We start from the raw sequence: 15,582 nt of genomic DNA, 5'->3' as shown, positions 1-15,582 counted from the left end.
TATACCTATAATTAATATGTCCCTATTTTTATAGGGATATGTTAATTATGATTGGAACACGTATATTTAATTCAATTAAAATATACGTGTTCAAATTTAAACTCAGAGTTTAGTCTAGAACCGATTATGATTTTACCAATTTTGCATTTCGACTATGCGCGATTGCGTTCGTGCATATTCAAAGCTTAGTTTTTTACCTTGATACAAGGTGTCTATATCAGCCTGTGCATTTATAACCAGTAACTTATGGCAGTCATAAAACTCATCGACTAAAGCAATAAAACGTCGTGCTTCATCATCAAAAAAGTGCTCGTCTAGAGTTTGTTTTTCACGCTGGTAGCTGTCCTCTATACCGTGCACTATTACTTTACCGGTTGCGCCTACACCCATTTTTGGCACATTTGCCACGTATAACACAGAAAATTGCTGAGCTAAAAACATGTAATCGTTAGCACTACGTGGGCCAGAGCACAGCGCCATAAAATCAATCATTATGGCACTAGCTGTTTTTAATAAATAAGGCAACGCTCTACCATGCACCGTGATCTCGCCACTTTGCGATGCTTGCGGATACTGCGTTAAAAATTTAGCTTTAAAGTCATCGCTGGGTAAATTAATAAAGTAATGACTACTATTTTTACCATAGCGGAAACGATGATCCTCCTCCCCCGCTACATTAACTATCTCGCAATAATTATTAATTAAGTCTATGGTAGGTAAAAATCGTGCTCGCTGCAGGCCATTGTAATAAAGCTGCTCTGGTTTTGCGTTTGAAGTAGCCACCAACACTACACCTTGTTTAAGTAATGCATCAAACAGCCGAGCCATAATCATAGCGTCGCCAATATCGCTAACAAAAAACTCATCAAAACATAGCACCCGAATATTTTTGGCCCAATTTTTAGCTATGATTATTAACGGATCTTTTTGCCCTTGTAACAGCCCCAACTGCTGATGTACCTGCGCTATAAAGTGATGAAAATGCAGCCGCTGTTTTTTACTTATAGCCACATTATTATAAAATAAATCCATTAGCATGGATTTACCACGCCCTACCGGCCCATACAAATACACACCTTTTATGAGTGGCGACTTTTGCCACCAGCTATACTGTATTTGTAATTGTTCACTAAGCGAATTAAGTGCCTGTACGGCATTATTTTGCGCAGCATCGAAGCTAAGCTCGCCCGATGCAACCTTGGCTTGGTAAAGACTTATTATTTGTGAGTCCTGCACTGTCATGGTATTTCACTATCCGTTATAATCGCGTCCATTGTAGCCGACTCAAAATGTGAACCCCAATGAAATTCCCTTGCCGCCTAGATAAATTTATTAGTCATTTAGCAGAGCTGCCACGCTCAAAAGCCAGAGCCAGCATTAAACGCCAAGCAGCACTCGTCAATGGTGAAATAGTCACAGCTTTCGATTTTCAAATTAAGCAGCAAGACAAAGTGGTTTTTCAAGGTGAACAACTCGTATTTTTAGGTAAACGCTACTTCATGTTAAACAAACCCGTTGGTTATGTAAGTGCCAATAGTGATGAGCTGCACAAAACGGTATTCGATTTAATTGACGAGCCAAATATGAGCGACTTTCACGTAGCAGGCCGCCTCGATATAGATACCACTGGCTTAGTTATTTTAACCAACGATGGCGACTGGTCACATAAAATAACGTCTCCTAAAAACAATAAATTTAAAACCTACTTAGTAGAAACCCAAGAGCCCATTACCGACGAATCGTTAGAGGCACTGCGCAAAGGGGTACAATTACATAACGAAAAAGATCTAACCCGTCCGGCAAAAGCAGAGCGCCTCGCTAACTACGGCTTACGTTTATCTATTTGTGAAGGTAAATACCACCAAGTGAAGCGCATGTTAGCCGCAGTAGACAACAAAGTGGTTGAATTGCACCGCGAACAAATTGGTAATATTAAACTAGATGAAAACCTAGCGGCGGGTGAATACCGTTTGTTAACCGTTGAAGAGATTAAACTCTAAGGAGTTTTCAGGCTTAATCAAGTATTAGTAATGAAAGATAAGGCAGCCTAAAAACGCGCAGCTTATTGCGTGGGAGCTTAACCCACACAGCACTTTTAACACAGATAACGAGCATAACAGAGCTTCGAGACTCTAATTTATTAAAAGGATATAACAGTGAAAGTATTAACCGTATTTGGCACCCGTCCAGAAGCGATAAAAATGGCGCCGCTAGTACATGCATTAACTAACGATAGTCGCTTTGAAGCTAAAGTGTGTGTAACAGCGCAGCATCGTGAAATGCTAGACCAAGTACTTGAGCTGTTTAAAATAACCCCTGACTATGATTTGAACTTGATGAAAGCGGGCCAAACATTACCAGAAGTAACCAGCCGTATTTTGCTAGAGTTAACGCCTGTACTTAAAGAGTTTAAACCCGATGTAGTGCTTGTTCATGGCGATACAGCGACTACTTTTGCAGCAAGTCTGGCGGCTTATTATGAGCAAATCGCAGTAGGTCATGTCGAGGCAGGATTGCGTACAGGTAATATTTACTCACCGTGGCCAGAAGAAGGTAATCGTAAATTAACCGGCTCACTTACAAAGTACCATTTAGCACCCACCGAAAATTCAAAAACTAACTTACTAAAAGAAAACTACGCGGCTGAAAACATATCTGTAACGGGTAATACAGTAATTGATGCGTTATTAATGGTTAAACAGCAAATTGAAAATGATGCTGAATTAAGTAATACACTCGCATCGCAATTCCCAATGCTTGATGGAAATAAAAAGCTTATCTTGGTTACAGGCCATCGCCGTGAAAGTTTTGGTGGTGGGTTTGAGCGAATTTGCGAAGCATTAGCGCAAACCGCAAAAACTCATCCAAATACGCAAATACTTTACCCTGTGCATTTAAACCCGAACGTACAAGAGCCAGTAAAGCGCATTTTAAAAGATGTTGATAACGTACATTTAATTGAGCCACAACAATACCTGCCATTTGTATACTTAATGAATCGTGCTCATATTATTTTAACTGACTCAGGTGGCATTCAAGAAGAAGCACCAAGTTTAGGTAAACCTGTATTAGTTATGCGTGATACCACAGAGCGCCCAGAGGCAGTTGAAGCAGGTACTGTGAAATTAGTTGGTACCGATGTAGCTAAGATCACCGCAGCATTAAATGAGTTGCTAACTGATGATGCTGCATACAAAACAATGAGTCGCGCTCATAATCCTTATGGTGACGGCAATGCATGCCAACGTATATGTGATATTTTAGCGCGTTAAAAGTTGAAGACGCTAGGCACTAGGTTCTAAGCAATTTATCAATAACTTGGCGAGAAAACCCAGTGATTTTTAGTCGCTAGGTAGTTCACAACTACGAGGCCTAATTGTAAATGCGTGCTTGGCTAATTACTTACTGACACCTGAAACCTAATGCCAGCTCTTAATTTTTAAGACTTTATTTGCACTAAGTCAAAGCTCACCATGCCAGGGACTATGGCCTGAAGGCGGGATTCGGTCACATCAAGGGCGTTTAAACATTCGCAGTATTCTGCGGCTTTTAGTTCGAGTTGGCGGGCTTTTTCTTGAAGTGATTTATCTATTTCTGATGAAATAATATCCATGCGTTGACTCATGTCGTTCATTCGATCTTCGATATTACCTTCGCGCGATTTAAATGCATCGCCTAACGACATTAAAATAGCCCCGAGGGAGCCATGCACTGCTGAGTGAATTTTTTTGCTAATGTCTTTAGTAAAAAAGTCGTCTATTTTGGAAAGTGATTGCGGAGCAATAAAGAAAAAATCATCGCCGCGTTTAAACTTATCCATTAACGCGCGTTCAACGTATTTTAATTGCGTTTTAAGCACTTCTGATTCTTTATCTGTCATGCCTTCAACAACATGCTCAATTGCACTGAGCCCTAAATTCACGCCATCGGTGGCTAAGTTAACGAGCTCGGGAACAGTTTGACGAATACCGCTGCTAAACTGCTCAAGTACTTTACTTTCGTCATCACTTAAGTCAATCCAATAGCCACGGATAAACAATTGATTATTATTATTAATTTGTACGCGGGTTTGGCCTTTATCAACAATGCGAATAATATCATCAGTAATGATTAAACCGTGACGAAGCTCAACATCACACTGTTTTTGCGCAAATACGTTATTGCTTAAAAGTGCTACAGACAACGCCAATATCGAACGAGATAAAAACGCCATAAACACCTCAAAATAGCCACAACAGAAGGCGGGTAGATTAACAAAAAAACAACTTTATGCAAGCAAAAGTAACACAATAACAAAGACAGCCCTGTGTATTTAACCTATGCAATGAGCAACACAAAAAAACACCGCGTTTAAATTAAGCGCGGTGTTTATTTAATTTTTAGCTAAAAGCTGCCTGCTGTGCTTTATTGCTAAAAACGGTCCTGTTAAATTGGCGAACCTGGCGGGATTGGCAATGCTTTAAAGTTATCTGGCCAGCTACCGGTGGTTAAAAACTGATTAACTTGTTCGGCTAAATATTGTTTAAACGCGCTTTCACCTATACTGGTGTTGCTTAGCAATGAATTTTGTTCAAAGTCGTCTTTTAGCTTAGTTAAATAGTAATGCAGTTGTGCTTGCACTTCTGGGCTTACGTTATCGCTGGCCACTAGTTCAGCCATTGTTTTAGCACTTAAATATTGCACTCGTTGAGTGATCTTTGCCACCATGTTATTTGACGGCAATGCCACAAAAACCTGCTTATAAAACTGTAAAAGTAGCTCATCTAAACTGTAAAAATCATCACTGCGCGCTTGTTGTTGCGCAAGGCGATTTAAACGCTGTGCATTTAGTAATAACGATAAGCTATGCTGCACCGCAACTTCAGGTAGCGCCATAGCATCAAGGGTTAAACCAGTGCGCCCCACTATACTTTCACGCGTTCTAGACTCGCCATACGCTTTTGGCGGAATAAGTGCGAGTATCGACTCTGGCAACACTAAATTACTGCCCTCTAGAGTGGTTAAAATAGCTTTAACCGCCTGTTGTTGCGTTTGCTTAGCAACTACTTGCGCGCCTTTTACAGGTTTATCACCACGTACTTCGTACTCGTAATTTATCCCTGCGATTAGTTTAGCCACCGCCTCTACTTGGTAACGGTGAAATAAATACAAAGGCACTAGTTTTTCTTCTAATTGCGATAACGCCTCACCCGTTTTTATATTATGAATACCAAATTGTGCGAGTGCTTGCTTACGCACTTCTAGTACTCTTAATAGCTCTTCGCTTGGTGCTGCGCCGTTATCCCACAAATGAGCTGTTGGATGTGCACCACCGGCAGCACGGGCGTCGTTATCAGATATGAACTCGAGCCCTTTTGTGTTGTTTTCTTTTAAAATAGCCGCCAATGCTGCTGCTTCGTTTTGATTAGTAAAGTCGCTGTAGCCGTATTTAATAACTTGTGTATCCCACACGCCCATACCCGTAGCATAACCGCGTGACACATCAAGCTTGCCTTGATCATCAAAGCTAAGCAGTGGATGCGGATAATCCATTACCGAGGCTCTATCGCCTACAGAGGCGGCAAAGTTATGAGAAATACCTAAAGTGTGCCCAATTTCGTGGGCACTTAGCTGCCTGATACGATCAAGTGCCATGGCTTGTAGTGTTTTTGCTATTTCATTGCCGTTTAAATAAGGCGCAGCCAGCGCTTCTGCAATTAAAATATCTTGGCGTACGCGCAGTGAGCCAAGCGTTACATGACCTTTTATAATTTCGCCGGTACGCGGATCAATTACCGAACTGCCATACGACCAACCACGAGTAGCACGATGCACCCATTGCACTACGTTATAGCGAATATCCATAGGGTCTGCGTTTGTTGGTAGTACTTTTATTATAAATGCATTTTTATAACCCGCGGCACTAAACGCTTCATCCCACCACTGTGCACCTTCAAGCAATGCACTTTTTACAGGCTCTGGCACCCCAGGATCAAGGTAATAAACAATCGGCTCAATAGGGTCGCTAATAGGTAAATTCGGATCTTTTTTAGTTAAGCGATGACGTGGTATATATCGCACATACATAGACTCACCAAGTGCTGCAGCATAGTTTTTATGCTCAATACTCCAAAAACCCGATTGCGGATGGAAGTTGCGCGGGGTGTAGTTATCGTCTGGTAATTTAATCAATGAATGGTGCATATGCACCGTTAACGAATAGGCGTCAGGGCTTATTTCGCGCACAAACTTACCCGGTTTAGTACCGGCAAAGGTAAGTACGGCTTCAAGCTCTGTATTATTAATAAATGCTTTAGAGCGGCCCATATAAACTGCACTACGCGATTCGTCTAGATTAAAGTTACCTTGTTTAGTCGCAGCCAGGGTACGATTTACACCGTGTACATCGCTAAGTAAATACGGGGTGTAATCGATTAATAGCGCCCGCTTATTTTGCGCAACCACTTTAAAGCCCGCTAATATGCTTGATGCAAACGCTTCATTAATACTTTGCTGCTCAGCTTTATTACTAGTATTTGCGCGATAGTAAGTATTTACAGCGCGTAGCATTACTTTGTCGCCAAAGCGCTCAAATTGCACTAAGTGTGTATTACCAAGCTGCCCTCTATCAAGCCCTATATCGTTAGAGCCCAAGCCATTTGGCAAACTTTGCTGTAGCAAAAATTGTTGCTCTAGTTTATCTACTTTTAAATAAACCTTGCCGTTTTCTGTATCGTAAAAAAATGAAAAATATCCCGGAAAATGATTCATCTTTCCAGTAAATTCATCAATAGACTTAATTGCTGCGTGCGCTTGAGTTATCATAGTGAGCAACACAGTAAAGAGAATGTAACCTAGTAGTTTTATTTTTTGCATAATCTTATCTTTGTTATTGGCGTTTTAAGTACGATTAGGTAACCCCATTATAGGGGGGAATTTAAACAATACAGTTATTTAAGACGAATTTCAGCGCTCCAAACTAATCCCTCTCACATTATGATTAGTTTAATCACGTTATCAGGAAAATAGAATGCGTAGACTTCCTCCAGTATTACTTGAAGATGGTTGCCCAAGAGAATTAATCTCTTTGATCAGAACTATTTTAGCCGCATGTAAAGAAATTTCATTTCGTGTTGGCCAAGGCGAATTATCGGGTGTATTAGGCTCAACACTTGACGAGAATATTCAAGGCGAAACTCAAAAGAAGCTTGATGTTTTAACCAACCAACTACTTAAAGATATATTATTGGAATCAGGCTACGTAAAAGCCATCGCCTCTGAAGAAGAAGACTACACAGTTGCTGGTAATCCTGATGCAGAATATATTGTAGCGTTTGACCCACTTGATGGCTCATCAAACACCGACATAAACTCGTTAGTAGGTACTATTTTTTCAGTAATGAAAGCGCCTGAAGGCGCAGATCCTGCTGACCAAAGTATTTTTATGCAACCGGGCATTAATCAAGTAGCGGCAGGTTATGTATTGTATGGCCCATCGACTATATTGGCGCTAACGACAGGTAAAGGCACCCGCTTTTTCACCCTAGATAAAACGCATGGCACCTTTTTATTAACTCAAGATTTTGCAAAAATACCAGCAGATACCAACGAATATGCTATTAATGCGTCAAACCAACGCCATTGGCAACCGGCTATGCAAAACTACATTAACGACCTTGTAGCTGGCGACACTGGCCCACGCGCTCGAAACTTTAATATGCGCTGGATTGCTGCAATGGTAGGCGATGTACACCGCGTATTGAGCCGTGGCGGGTTATTTACCTACCCAACAGATACCAAAAACCCAAGCCAACCAAATAAACTACGTCTGCTTTACGAAGCAAACCCTATGGCCATGCTAGTAGAGCAAGCTGGCGGGATTGCCTCAACTGGCACCGAGCGCATTATGGACATACAACCTAATGCTATTCACCAGCGCGTAGCTGTAATTTTAGGCTCAAAAAACGAAGTAGAAACTTGCTTGGGATATCATAAGTAAAGCGCTAGGCTTTACTAAAAATTAGCTATGCTTTTACTCTTGTAAAAGCGTGGCTAATTTTGCGAGCTTTTCATGATTAAGCTCGCCCATTTGTTCACTGTTACTAAGTGCATAAATAACGCCTTCACACTCAGCGCAATCTATATCATCTCGCGCTTCAATCACATTCGCCCACAGTTCCAAATCATCAAGTGCTATTTCATTATGTAAACAACGCTCAAACACATTTAGCATGATTGACGTACTTAGGGTAAATAATGGCTGTTTTGCTGCTGCCGCAGATACAATGACAGCAATAGCCTCGTCTTTTTCTGAGCCGAAGGTAATAAACTGCGCTAATGCTTTTTGTATATTCATAATATTGTTATTCTGCGCTCACCGTGATTTAAAAGTAAAATAATGACCCAAATTAACTGCACCCAATGTAATACTGCTCTTACCTGTAATGTGACTGACATATCAGCATGTTGGTGCAACGAGTTACCCGCTATTTTACCGTTAGATCTTAACGCTACAAGCTGTTTATGCCGTAACTGTACGCTGGCTAAAATAAACACTTACTTACAAAGCCTTTACTCTCAGCCGATTAAAATACAGCTCGCGTTTGCTAAGCAATTTAAAAATAATGGAGAGCTGATTGAAGGGCTCGATTACACTATGCAAAACAGCTACATGGTATTTAGTAAGTGGTTTTTTTTAAAGCGTGGTACATGCTGTAAGAATGGCTGCAAAAATTGCCCGTACAAGTAATAGCGGTTAAAGAAGCTCGTTAAATAACAGTTTTTAATTTGGGGCTGTTAGTAAAGGAATAAACAAGCGCGGTGTTTAGTTTGCTACAGGTATGCTAGTTTTCTCTTACTGAACGCGGATAACTTACTGCGGTCCTGTCTGCTCTTTATTTCTTTCCCCATTCACTCCATGAACCGTCGTAAACACTTAAGTTAGCGTAACCGCACTCATCAGCAAATAACGCTAATATGCAGGCGGTTATACCCGCGCCACATGTAAATTGTAGTTTTTCTGCATTACCGACTAGGGCTTAAAATTGCTGCTGTATTTCGTTAAGTGGCTTAGCCTCACCACTGCACAGTAATTCGCTATAAGGTAATGAAAGACTATTAGGAATATGGCCGCTGCGCATATCAGCACGGGGTTCAGGGTCTTCGCCTGTAAAGCGTTTATGTGCACGCGCATCGAGTAATACTATGGTTTAGCATCCACCATGCCCTAGCTGCGCTAAACAAACCCTCATCCTCGTGAACTACCCATCGACGCCACTCCGTGTCGATCAATGGACTTCTACAGCCTTGACTTAGAGACTAGGCTGCTTCTTTTTTCTCAGTTCCAACAGCAAACTTCGATAGCTCGAAGACTTTCGTTTTAATGGCTGATTTCTGCTGAGATGTGGGGGGAACCCTTGCGACGATCCCAGCCGCAATCAAATCTAATTCACCTGTTTTTGCTATGCTTTTAGCCGCTGACAAGTCTCGGCTTTGGTAAGTTTCACAAGCCGTACATGTGAAATATCTGTCGTTCAATGTTAAAACATGATGTTGGCCGCATTCAGAACAAACCCCAGTGGATTTTTCAAACCTGCCAATCTCGTGATAGAGTTTACCTTCAAGCTCAGTTTTGTATTTTGAAAGCTGAGTAATTAAGCCCATCACATTGTCGGCAACCATGCTGCCATTGAACTTTTGCATCCCTTTTACGTTTAAATCTTCGAACACTAAAATGTCATTTTCATTGGTTATCTGGCGTGAAATTTTGTGTGCAAAGTCGAGCCTTTGCCGTGAGATTTTGCCGTGTAATTTGTTGATGCGTTGTTTGGTTTTTTGCCAGCGATTTGAACCTTTAGTTCGGCGTGCAAGCTGGCGTTGCAATTGATTTAACTTTGTTTTTGACTGCTTTAAAAACTTGGGGTTATCGACCACAAAACCATCTGAGCCAACAACAGTTTGCTTTGAGTTAATGTCAAAACCTGTGATTGTTTTTAAAACTTGTTTAGCTGTTTTGCACTCAACTTCCTGAGTGATGCTGCATCCCCATTTTCCGTGGTGATACTGGATAGTTACAGTCTTGATTTTACTTGCTAGTTTGCGATGCAAGATAATGGGTATCTTGCCTACCTTTGGGATACTGATAGCGCCATTTTCAATGCGGATACAGTTCGAGTTATTGACCGCTCGAAAACTATCGTTGTGAAGTTTTTTCTTTTTATATGAGATCTTGTGCTTTGGAAAGCGTTGCAAGCGACCTTTAGTAAAAACATTCTTGAGCGCTAATTCCAGGTCGCGGGCAACTTGTTGAGCTGCCGCAGAATCGAATGTTTTGATCCAGTTAAACTCTTCGAACGTCTTGATATCTTTAAGTAGTAAGGCCATGTCTTTGTAAAACAAAAACGTTTTATCGTGCTCGTATCGACGCATATTCTCAGACAACAATAAGTTCCAAATGCCACGCGCTGTCGCGCCAAACTCAACGAGTTTAGCTTCTTGCTCTGGCGTAGGATTTAGCCTGTAGTTGTATCTAAGCGTCTTTTTCATGCACTGTATAGACTACTGTATGGAAATGAGTTGTCAAGATAGAATATGAAACTAAATCTCACTGTAAATATTTAATAGCGCTACATTTAATACTTGTGGTTAAATATAGAAAACAATTGTTAAAAGGTGATGTAGGTGATTTTGTAAAACAAAAAATCACTGAAATTGCAGAGCGCTCAGAATTTAATATCGAAGAGATCGAGGTGGACAAAGATCATATACACATATTGCTAACGATCTCTCCCAATATCAGCGTTGCGAGTTACGTTAGGAGAATTAAACAATCTACAACGCAAAGTCTATGGTCGAGATTTAAATGGTTTAAAAAGCAATTCTGGGTTAAAAAAACATTTTGGTCTGACGGATATTTTGTTTGCTCTGTTGGAAATGCGGCTGCTGATACAATTCGAAAATACATTCAAGAGCAGGGCTAACTATTCCGATAAATAACAATGTACGAATCGTGGTTAACGCCTGCCTTTTGCATTACTTGAGTAAATTGCGTTTCGCTACACAAAGTATTAGGTAATGGGTTAGAGCGATCTGCTAGTTCATTTTTAATATCAAAGCGCTGCGCGTTAGGCAGTACCACTTTAGCAACATAGTTACCAGTTAAACCTGGGCGTAGCATACCCGCGTCAAATAATATTAATGTAGGATCATTTAATTGCGTATATAGCTGCTCATTGGTAATTATATTTTTCATTTATCTATCCCTATGTTTGGCTACTTTTTTAAAAGTGAACAGCTGAGCGATGCCCCTTTACAGCTCTTAAATCTTTATTATTTCACTGCGCAGTGGTGCCATTTTCGCTATTATTTTATTTTGTAGTGGATGGGGTATATTTTGCTCGTCCATCGCATTAATTAGTAGATCGACTACATGATTAAAATCTTTTTCATTAATATTCATACCGGTATGAATAGCGACCATAGAGTCGCCTTTATACCCACAAGGGCCGTTTGTTAGCGCGCATAAGTGGCTTATAAAGCCTTGGCGAAAATGAGTAATGTTACTGTGCTCAAAATAATGAAACACTTGTTTGTCATTACCTATTTGATAAATAAAGCTATCCACTAGTTTTTCTATGCCGGCATTACCATTTATTTGCTGATACAAACTCTGTTTAGGCTTGCTGCTACAGCCAGCTAATACACTTGTAGCCAATAAAAATAGTATAAAAATTCTCATTACCAATATCCTGTCACCGATAAATACCAACCGGTTTGATCGCTTGCTCCAGCTATACTGCCTAAATCTAAGTAGGCGGCGGTTACGCTCATATGTTTATTTGGCATCCAAGCTACAAACACATCTTTCCAATCTTGCTCGCCTAATCCAAGGTTATTTGTTTTTTGACGATACTCAACACCTAACGCTACTTCACGGCTTAAAAATATCGCTGTGCTTGCCTCAAATAACAATTTATTGCTGGTATTATTACCGCCATAACCCAGTAGCCCTAGTTGGTTGGCTTTGCTGTAACGGGTGGTCACGTTCCAAAACCAGTTGTATCCTGCAATAGCACCTAAGTGTAACTTGCTTGCCGCTAAGTAAAAGTCGGTGCCGCTGGTGCTCTGTGCACCCACTAGCTTTGCAACCGTGCCATCGTCTAACGACTTATGTTGTATACCTAAACTTACTTGCGGCCAACTACTGTAAACAATGTCGCCATATAAACGAACTTTAGCACCAGTTATCGACTGCTCTATTTGCGTACTCAGCGCGGGTACATCAAACTCTTGCTGCGCATAGCTAAGCTCAACGCGATTAAACAAATTAAGCTGTGCGCCACATACATCTAACGTATAGTCGGTTACATCTGCACGGCTACAAAAACCATTAATCGAAACCTCATCTTCACTAGCATACCCAGCAAGTTGCGCCCACGGAACAAGGCCACCGCCACCAGCCCCCTCAACTTGAGACACCCCTGGAGTAGCTAATAATTTACCGCTACTCGCAGCTGTAATAAAGCTGGCAGTGAGTAATACCCCCGCCATAAAACACTTAATGTACGCCATCGTATTCCTCTAACCACTGCTCTAATAGCTCAGCTTTTAATGGCCGACTTAAATAATAACCTTGGGCGTGATCGCACTGCATTTGCTTAAGTAGCGCTAAAGTACCTACAGTTTCTACTCCTTCGGCAACTACCGAAAACCCTAATTGATGCCCTAAAGTAATACTCGACTGCACAATAAATTGATCTTTTTGCGACTCATCTAGTTTTAAAATAAAGCACTTATCTAATTTAAGCTCATCAATTGGCAGCATTTTTAAACGCCCTAACGATGTTTGCCCTACGCCATAATCATCAAGCGATATTTTTACCCCAATGGCTTTTAAGTTCTCGAGGGCAATTATGCCTTTTTCTTCATTTTCGATCATATCGCGCTCGGTGAGCTCAATGGTGATCAACGCAGGGTTAACCTTATGCTTTTTTAAAGTACGTACTAATGACGAATGAAACCCTGCAAACGCAATATCTTGCGCCGATACATTAATAGCCGCTTGTAAATGTATGCCTTTTTGCTGCCAAGCGGCAACTTGTGCAATTACAGTATTAACCACCCAGGCAGTGAGCTCTACAATTAATCCCGACTGCTCTGCTAAATCAATAAACACCTCAGGCGACACCCAACTGCCATCTTTACGTTGCCAGCGAATTAAGGACTCAACCTTATCGACCTTTTGTATTTTCATATTTAGCTTTGGCTGATAGGTCATAAATAACTGGCCGTCATCATCGCTTATAGCTTGCTTAAGCTCGTCAAGCATAACTAAGCGCTCTAAATGCGCTTCGTCTTCGCCTTGTTGATAGTAATGAATATTTTGATCATGGCTGGTTGCGCTTTCTACTGCTATAAGTACTCGGCGAATTAGATCCTCAGCTTGTTCACCGTGTAGCGGATATTGCACCACCCCCACACTAAAGCGTAAATTTATTTTTAAGTTTTGAATGGTGTAACCCGCTTGGAGCTGCGCCATTAAAGCAATAATGCCGCGTTTAAATTCGCCCACGGCCGCTGCCGGAAACACAGTTAAAAATTCATCGCCACCAATACGCGCATGAAACCCGTCTAACTCATCCGAAAATTCACGAATACGATGTGCCACCGCCTTTAAGCACTTATCACCAATGCGTGGCCCCAACTTATCGTTTATATGTCGCAAGCCTTTAATATCGATAGCAACTAGCGTGTGTGTGGTGCTTTTATTTAACTGCTTAGCTAGCATTTCTAGCATGGCCGAGCGGTTATAAAACCCGGTTAGTGCATCATGGCGAGCCTGGTAGCTAATTTGCTGTTCACGCTTATTTATATCACTACCCATATTATGAAAAGCATCCATTAGCGTAGCTATTTCACTACTTTGTTTACGGCCTTTAAATTCAAAATTATAATTACCCTTTGCAAATTGCTTAGCCACCACGGCCAATTGCGACAATGGCGTAGTTAAGTTATTTGCTAATAAACTACTAGTCACTATTCCAACAATTAAAGTGAGTATGGCAAGAATAATAAGCGTAAAAAATAGCTGTTCAAAATCGCGATAGCCTTGGGTTAAATCGGCGCTGAGTAAAATTATTACCGGGTGAGCTTGCAGTGCAGATAGCTCAATTTCGCGATTTTTATACACTAAATAATCACCAAAAAAGCGCGACGTCGTTTTGCTATTAAAATAATTAACTGGTTGAAAATTTGCTGGAGGAGCTACCAGTGAGGTTTTTACTAAGCTATCTACGCTCGCTATAAAGCTTACTTCCATACTGGTTAGGCTTTTAAGCTCTGAGGCTACATTACTGGTTATTTTAAAACCCACTAAACTGTAAGCTATGGTGCGCGGGGTTTTAACAGGCAGTAAAATAACCTGATACAGCTGGCCATTTAATACCACAAAACTAGATCGCTCCGAGACAGTTAATAACTCATTCATTAAAGGCTGCAGATTATCGGTAAAGTTGTCTTCATCATTATTGGTCGATATTAACTGCCCCGACAAATCTAGCAGCAGCATTAAATCGGCGTCTATACGTTGGCTATGATTGTATAAAACACTGCTTATAGTAGCAGCGTCACGCGTGGCAACCGCTTGTTTAAAGCCAAAATCGGAGGTGAGTACTTTAGCGGCAGTTAATAGTAGGTTTTCTTTTGAGTTTAAATATTGTTTATAAACATTTTGTGCCACGCTTATGTCTTGATTGACTTTTTCTTCTTGAAACTTACTTGTAGACCACCAAAAACTCAGCAAACTAACCACAGTGGTTAATAACACCAAGCCTACACATAAAATGGTTATACGGTTTCGCAAATTGTTAGTCATTACCGCCCTTAAACTGACTGCCAAAGGTGTTACGTGGTGCTGGCGAGGAAGTATTTATAGTTATAGGTAAAATAGCTTGAGGCTCTATATTCATCATTTTTTTATTTTCTAAAGGCGCGGTTTGCAACGCATGCCACACACTTATTTGCAACGGCTGCGTAGTAATAGGCAAACTTACAACTCCGTTTTTATCGGTTTTATAAACTTGCTCGCTCTTAGCCACATAAATATAACCCACCATAGAATCATGAATATTACAGCCTAGTACCACAACACCTTGGGTGTCAAAAACAATTGGCTCTTTGGGTTGCCCTGAGTAGAGCTTTAATTGAAAAGATTTAGCGCTTGAAAACGAATACACGTTATGGCGAATATTATCGCTATTAGGAAAGTTAACTAATTGCCCTTGCTGCACAATAAGTAGCTCAGGTAAAAACTGCTTATTTACCTGATCCATTACCGCCACGGGGAGCTTTTTAATACTTGAATTTACAGACTTAAAAGCAGTGTTTGCTTGGCCTATTTCAACAACGGCATTAGGTAATACCACACCGTGTTGATCTTTTATTACTAAATCAATATTTGCGCTAACAGCAGCGTGGCTAAAAAGCACACTTAAAGCGAATAAATAACGTTTTTTTGCAAAAACTTGCAATGCTCGTTCAAACATAACCATACTCAAATATTAATTTTAAGTTCAGTTAATTAGAGACGAGCACCAATTGCAAGAA

The 15,582-nt window shown here is 40.7% G+C and carries 14 protein-coding genes and 2 pseudogenes; 5 read left to right on the top strand and 11 right to left on the bottom strand.

Features of this window, described 5'->3' with window-relative positions; translation table 11 throughout:
* Positions 1 to 132 precede the first annotated feature (132 nt).
* A complete protein-coding gene (gene zapE / locus PTRA_RS02430) occupies positions 133 to 1,242 on the bottom strand; it encodes a cell division protein ZapE (protein ID WP_058372564.1) in 1,110 nt (369 codons plus the stop codon).
* Positions 1,243 to 1,301: 59 nt separating this feature from the next.
* Here zapE and rsuA point away from each other — a divergent pair, with 59 nt between their 5' ends.
* Together rsuA and wecB are read left to right on the top strand one after the other, a co-directional pair.
* Positions 1,302 to 2,000, top strand: a complete 699-nt coding sequence (rsuA, locus tag PTRA_RS02425) for a 16S rRNA pseudouridine(516) synthase RsuA (protein ID WP_058372563.1) — start codon at positions 1,302 to 1,304, stop codon at positions 1,998 to 2,000.
* A gap of 156 nt (positions 2,001 to 2,156) precedes the next feature.
* On the top strand, positions 2,157 to 3,272 hold the full coding sequence (gene wecB, locus PTRA_RS02420; protein WP_058372562.1) for a non-hydrolyzing UDP-N-acetylglucosamine 2-epimerase: 1,116 nt from the start codon (positions 2,157 to 2,159) through the stop codon (positions 3,270 to 3,272).
* Positions 3,273 to 3,439: 167 nt separating this feature from the next.
* On the opposite strand, the gene PTRA_RS02415 is transcribed toward wecB, so the two are convergent.
* A complete protein-coding gene (locus PTRA_RS02415; RefSeq protein ID WP_058372561.1) occupies positions 3,440 to 4,213 on the bottom strand; it encodes a YggN family protein in 774 nt (257 codons plus the stop codon).
* Positions 4,214 to 4,425: 212 nt separating this feature from the next.
* The gene (locus PTRA_RS02410; RefSeq protein WP_058372560.1) at positions 4,426 to 6,855 is read right to left on the bottom strand and encodes a zinc-dependent metalloprotease; all 2,430 of its coding nucleotides are present in this window, start codon (positions 6,853 to 6,855) and stop codon (positions 4,426 to 4,428) included.
* Between the two features lie 154 nt (positions 6,856 to 7,009).
* On the opposite strand from PTRA_RS02410, the gene PTRA_RS02405 reads away from it, so the two are divergent.
* A complete protein-coding gene (locus PTRA_RS02405) occupies positions 7,010 to 7,978 on the top strand; it encodes a class 1 fructose-bisphosphatase (RefSeq protein WP_011327173.1) in 969 nt (322 codons plus the stop codon).
* Positions 7,979 to 8,011: 33 nt separating this feature from the next.
* Here the strand turns inward: PTRA_RS02405 and PTRA_RS02400 are convergent, their stop codons facing one another.
* Positions 8,012 to 8,335, bottom strand: a complete 324-nt coding sequence (locus PTRA_RS02400) for a hypothetical protein (RefSeq protein ID WP_058372559.1) — start codon at positions 8,333 to 8,335, stop codon at positions 8,012 to 8,014.
* A 42-nt stretch (positions 8,336 to 8,377) separates the two neighbouring features.
* On the opposite strand from PTRA_RS02400, the gene PTRA_RS18850 reads away from it, so the two are divergent.
* Positions 8,378 to 8,728 (top strand): DUF5522 domain-containing protein, encoded by a 351-nt coding sequence (locus PTRA_RS18850; protein ID WP_083497491.1) that lies wholly within the window; start codon positions 8,378 to 8,380, stop codon positions 8,726 to 8,728.
* Between the two features lie 145 nt (positions 8,729 to 8,873).
* On the opposite strand, the pseudogene PTRA_RS19205 reads toward PTRA_RS18850, so the two are convergent.
* Both PTRA_RS19205 and PTRA_RS02385 read right to left on the bottom strand, forming a co-directional pair.
* Positions 8,874 to 9,182, bottom strand: a pseudogene (locus PTRA_RS19205) (rhodanese-like domain-containing protein); the annotation flags it as partial.
* 115 nt (positions 9,183 to 9,297) lie between these two features.
* Positions 9,298 to 10,524, bottom strand: a complete 1,227-nt coding sequence (locus PTRA_RS02385; RefSeq protein ID WP_058372557.1) for an RNA-guided endonuclease InsQ/TnpB family protein — start codon at positions 10,522 to 10,524, stop codon at positions 9,298 to 9,300.
* A gap of 38 nt (positions 10,525 to 10,562) precedes the next feature.
* Between PTRA_RS02385 and tnpA the strand changes: the two genes are divergently transcribed.
* Positions 10,563 to 10,958, top strand: a complete 396-nt coding sequence (gene tnpA, locus PTRA_RS02380) for an IS200/IS605 family transposase (RefSeq protein WP_011327281.1) — start codon at positions 10,563 to 10,565, stop codon at positions 10,956 to 10,958.
* On the opposite strand, the pseudogene PTRA_RS02375 reads toward tnpA, so the two are convergent.
* The 5 genes and pseudogenes from PTRA_RS02375 to PTRA_RS02355 all read right to left on the bottom strand — a co-directional run.
* Positions 10,958 to 11,230 (bottom strand): annotated as a pseudogene (locus PTRA_RS02375) (sulfurtransferase); the annotation flags it as partial. The gene tnpA and the pseudogene PTRA_RS02375 overlap by 1 nt on opposite strands.
* Positions 11,231 to 11,296: 66 nt before the next feature.
* Positions 11,297 to 11,716, bottom strand: a complete 420-nt coding sequence (locus PTRA_RS02370; RefSeq protein ID WP_058372555.1) for a group I truncated hemoglobin — start codon at positions 11,714 to 11,716, stop codon at positions 11,297 to 11,299.
* Positions 11,716 to 12,549: a DUF3034 family protein gene (locus PTRA_RS02365; RefSeq protein ID WP_058372554.1), complete on the bottom strand. Its 834-nt coding sequence runs from the start codon at positions 12,547 to 12,549 to the stop codon at positions 11,716 to 11,718. Before PTRA_RS02365 ends, PTRA_RS02370 begins: the two co-directional genes overlap by 1 nt.
* Entirely contained in the window at positions 12,536 to 14,851 is a 2,316-nt protein-coding gene (locus PTRA_RS02360) for a putative bifunctional diguanylate cyclase/phosphodiesterase (protein WP_058372553.1), read from the bottom strand. Before PTRA_RS02360 ends, PTRA_RS02365 begins: the two co-directional genes overlap by 14 nt.
* Complete coding sequence (locus PTRA_RS02355) at positions 14,844 to 15,521, bottom strand: methylamine utilization protein (RefSeq protein ID WP_058372552.1); 678 nt, start codon at positions 15,519 to 15,521, stop codon at positions 14,844 to 14,846. Before PTRA_RS02355 ends, PTRA_RS02360 begins: the two co-directional genes overlap by 8 nt.
* Between the last annotated feature and the right edge of the window lie 61 nt (positions 15,522 to 15,582).

The organism is Pseudoalteromonas translucida KMM 520 (genome assembly GCF_001465295.1).
Classification (GTDB): Bacteria; Pseudomonadota; Gammaproteobacteria; order Enterobacterales; family Alteromonadaceae; genus Pseudoalteromonas; species Pseudoalteromonas translucida.
The sequence above is the reverse complement of the archived record's forward strand: the minus strand, read 5'-3'. Positions and strand labels throughout refer to the sequence as shown.

Excerpts from the sequence above, each read along its gene's own strand:
- rsuA (WP_058372563.1), top strand. The coding sequence starts at position 1,302 with ATGAAATTCCCTTGCCGCCTAGATAAATTTATTAGTCATTTAGCAGAG.
- PTRA_RS02370 (WP_058372555.1), bottom strand. The coding sequence starts at position 11,716 with ATGAGAATTTTTATACTATTTTTATTGGCTACAAGTGTATTAGCTGGC.
- PTRA_RS02385 (WP_058372557.1), bottom strand. The coding sequence starts at position 10,524 with ATGAAAAAGACGCTTAGATACAACTACAGGCTAAATCCTACGCCAGAG.
- PTRA_RS02400 (WP_058372559.1), bottom strand. The coding sequence starts at position 8,335 with ATGAATATACAAAAAGCATTAGCGCAGTTTATTACCTTCGGCTCAGAA.
- PTRA_RS02410 (WP_058372560.1), bottom strand. The coding sequence starts at position 6,855 with ATGCAAAAAATAAAACTACTAGGTTACATTCTCTTTACTGTGTTGCTC.
- PTRA_RS02365 (WP_058372554.1), bottom strand. The coding sequence starts at position 12,549 with ATGGCGTACATTAAGTGTTTTATGGCGGGGGTATTACTCACTGCCAGC.
- PTRA_RS18850 (WP_083497491.1), top strand. The coding sequence starts at position 8,378 with ATGACCCAAATTAACTGCACCCAATGTAATACTGCTCTTACCTGTAAT.
- PTRA_RS02355 (WP_058372552.1), bottom strand. The coding sequence starts at position 15,521 with ATGTTTGAACGAGCATTGCAAGTTTTTGCAAAAAAACGTTATTTATTC.
- PTRA_RS02360 (WP_058372553.1), bottom strand. The coding sequence starts at position 14,851 with ATGACTAACAATTTGCGAAACCGTATAACCATTTTATGTGTAGGCTTG.
- zapE (WP_058372564.1), bottom strand. The coding sequence starts at position 1,242 with ATGACAGTGCAGGACTCACAAATAATAAGTCTTTACCAAGCCAAGGTT.
- PTRA_RS02405 (WP_011327173.1), top strand. The coding sequence starts at position 7,010 with ATGCGTAGACTTCCTCCAGTATTACTTGAAGATGGTTGCCCAAGAGAA.
- PTRA_RS02415 (WP_058372561.1), bottom strand. The coding sequence starts at position 4,213 with ATGGCGTTTTTATCTCGTTCGATATTGGCGTTGTCTGTAGCACTTTTA.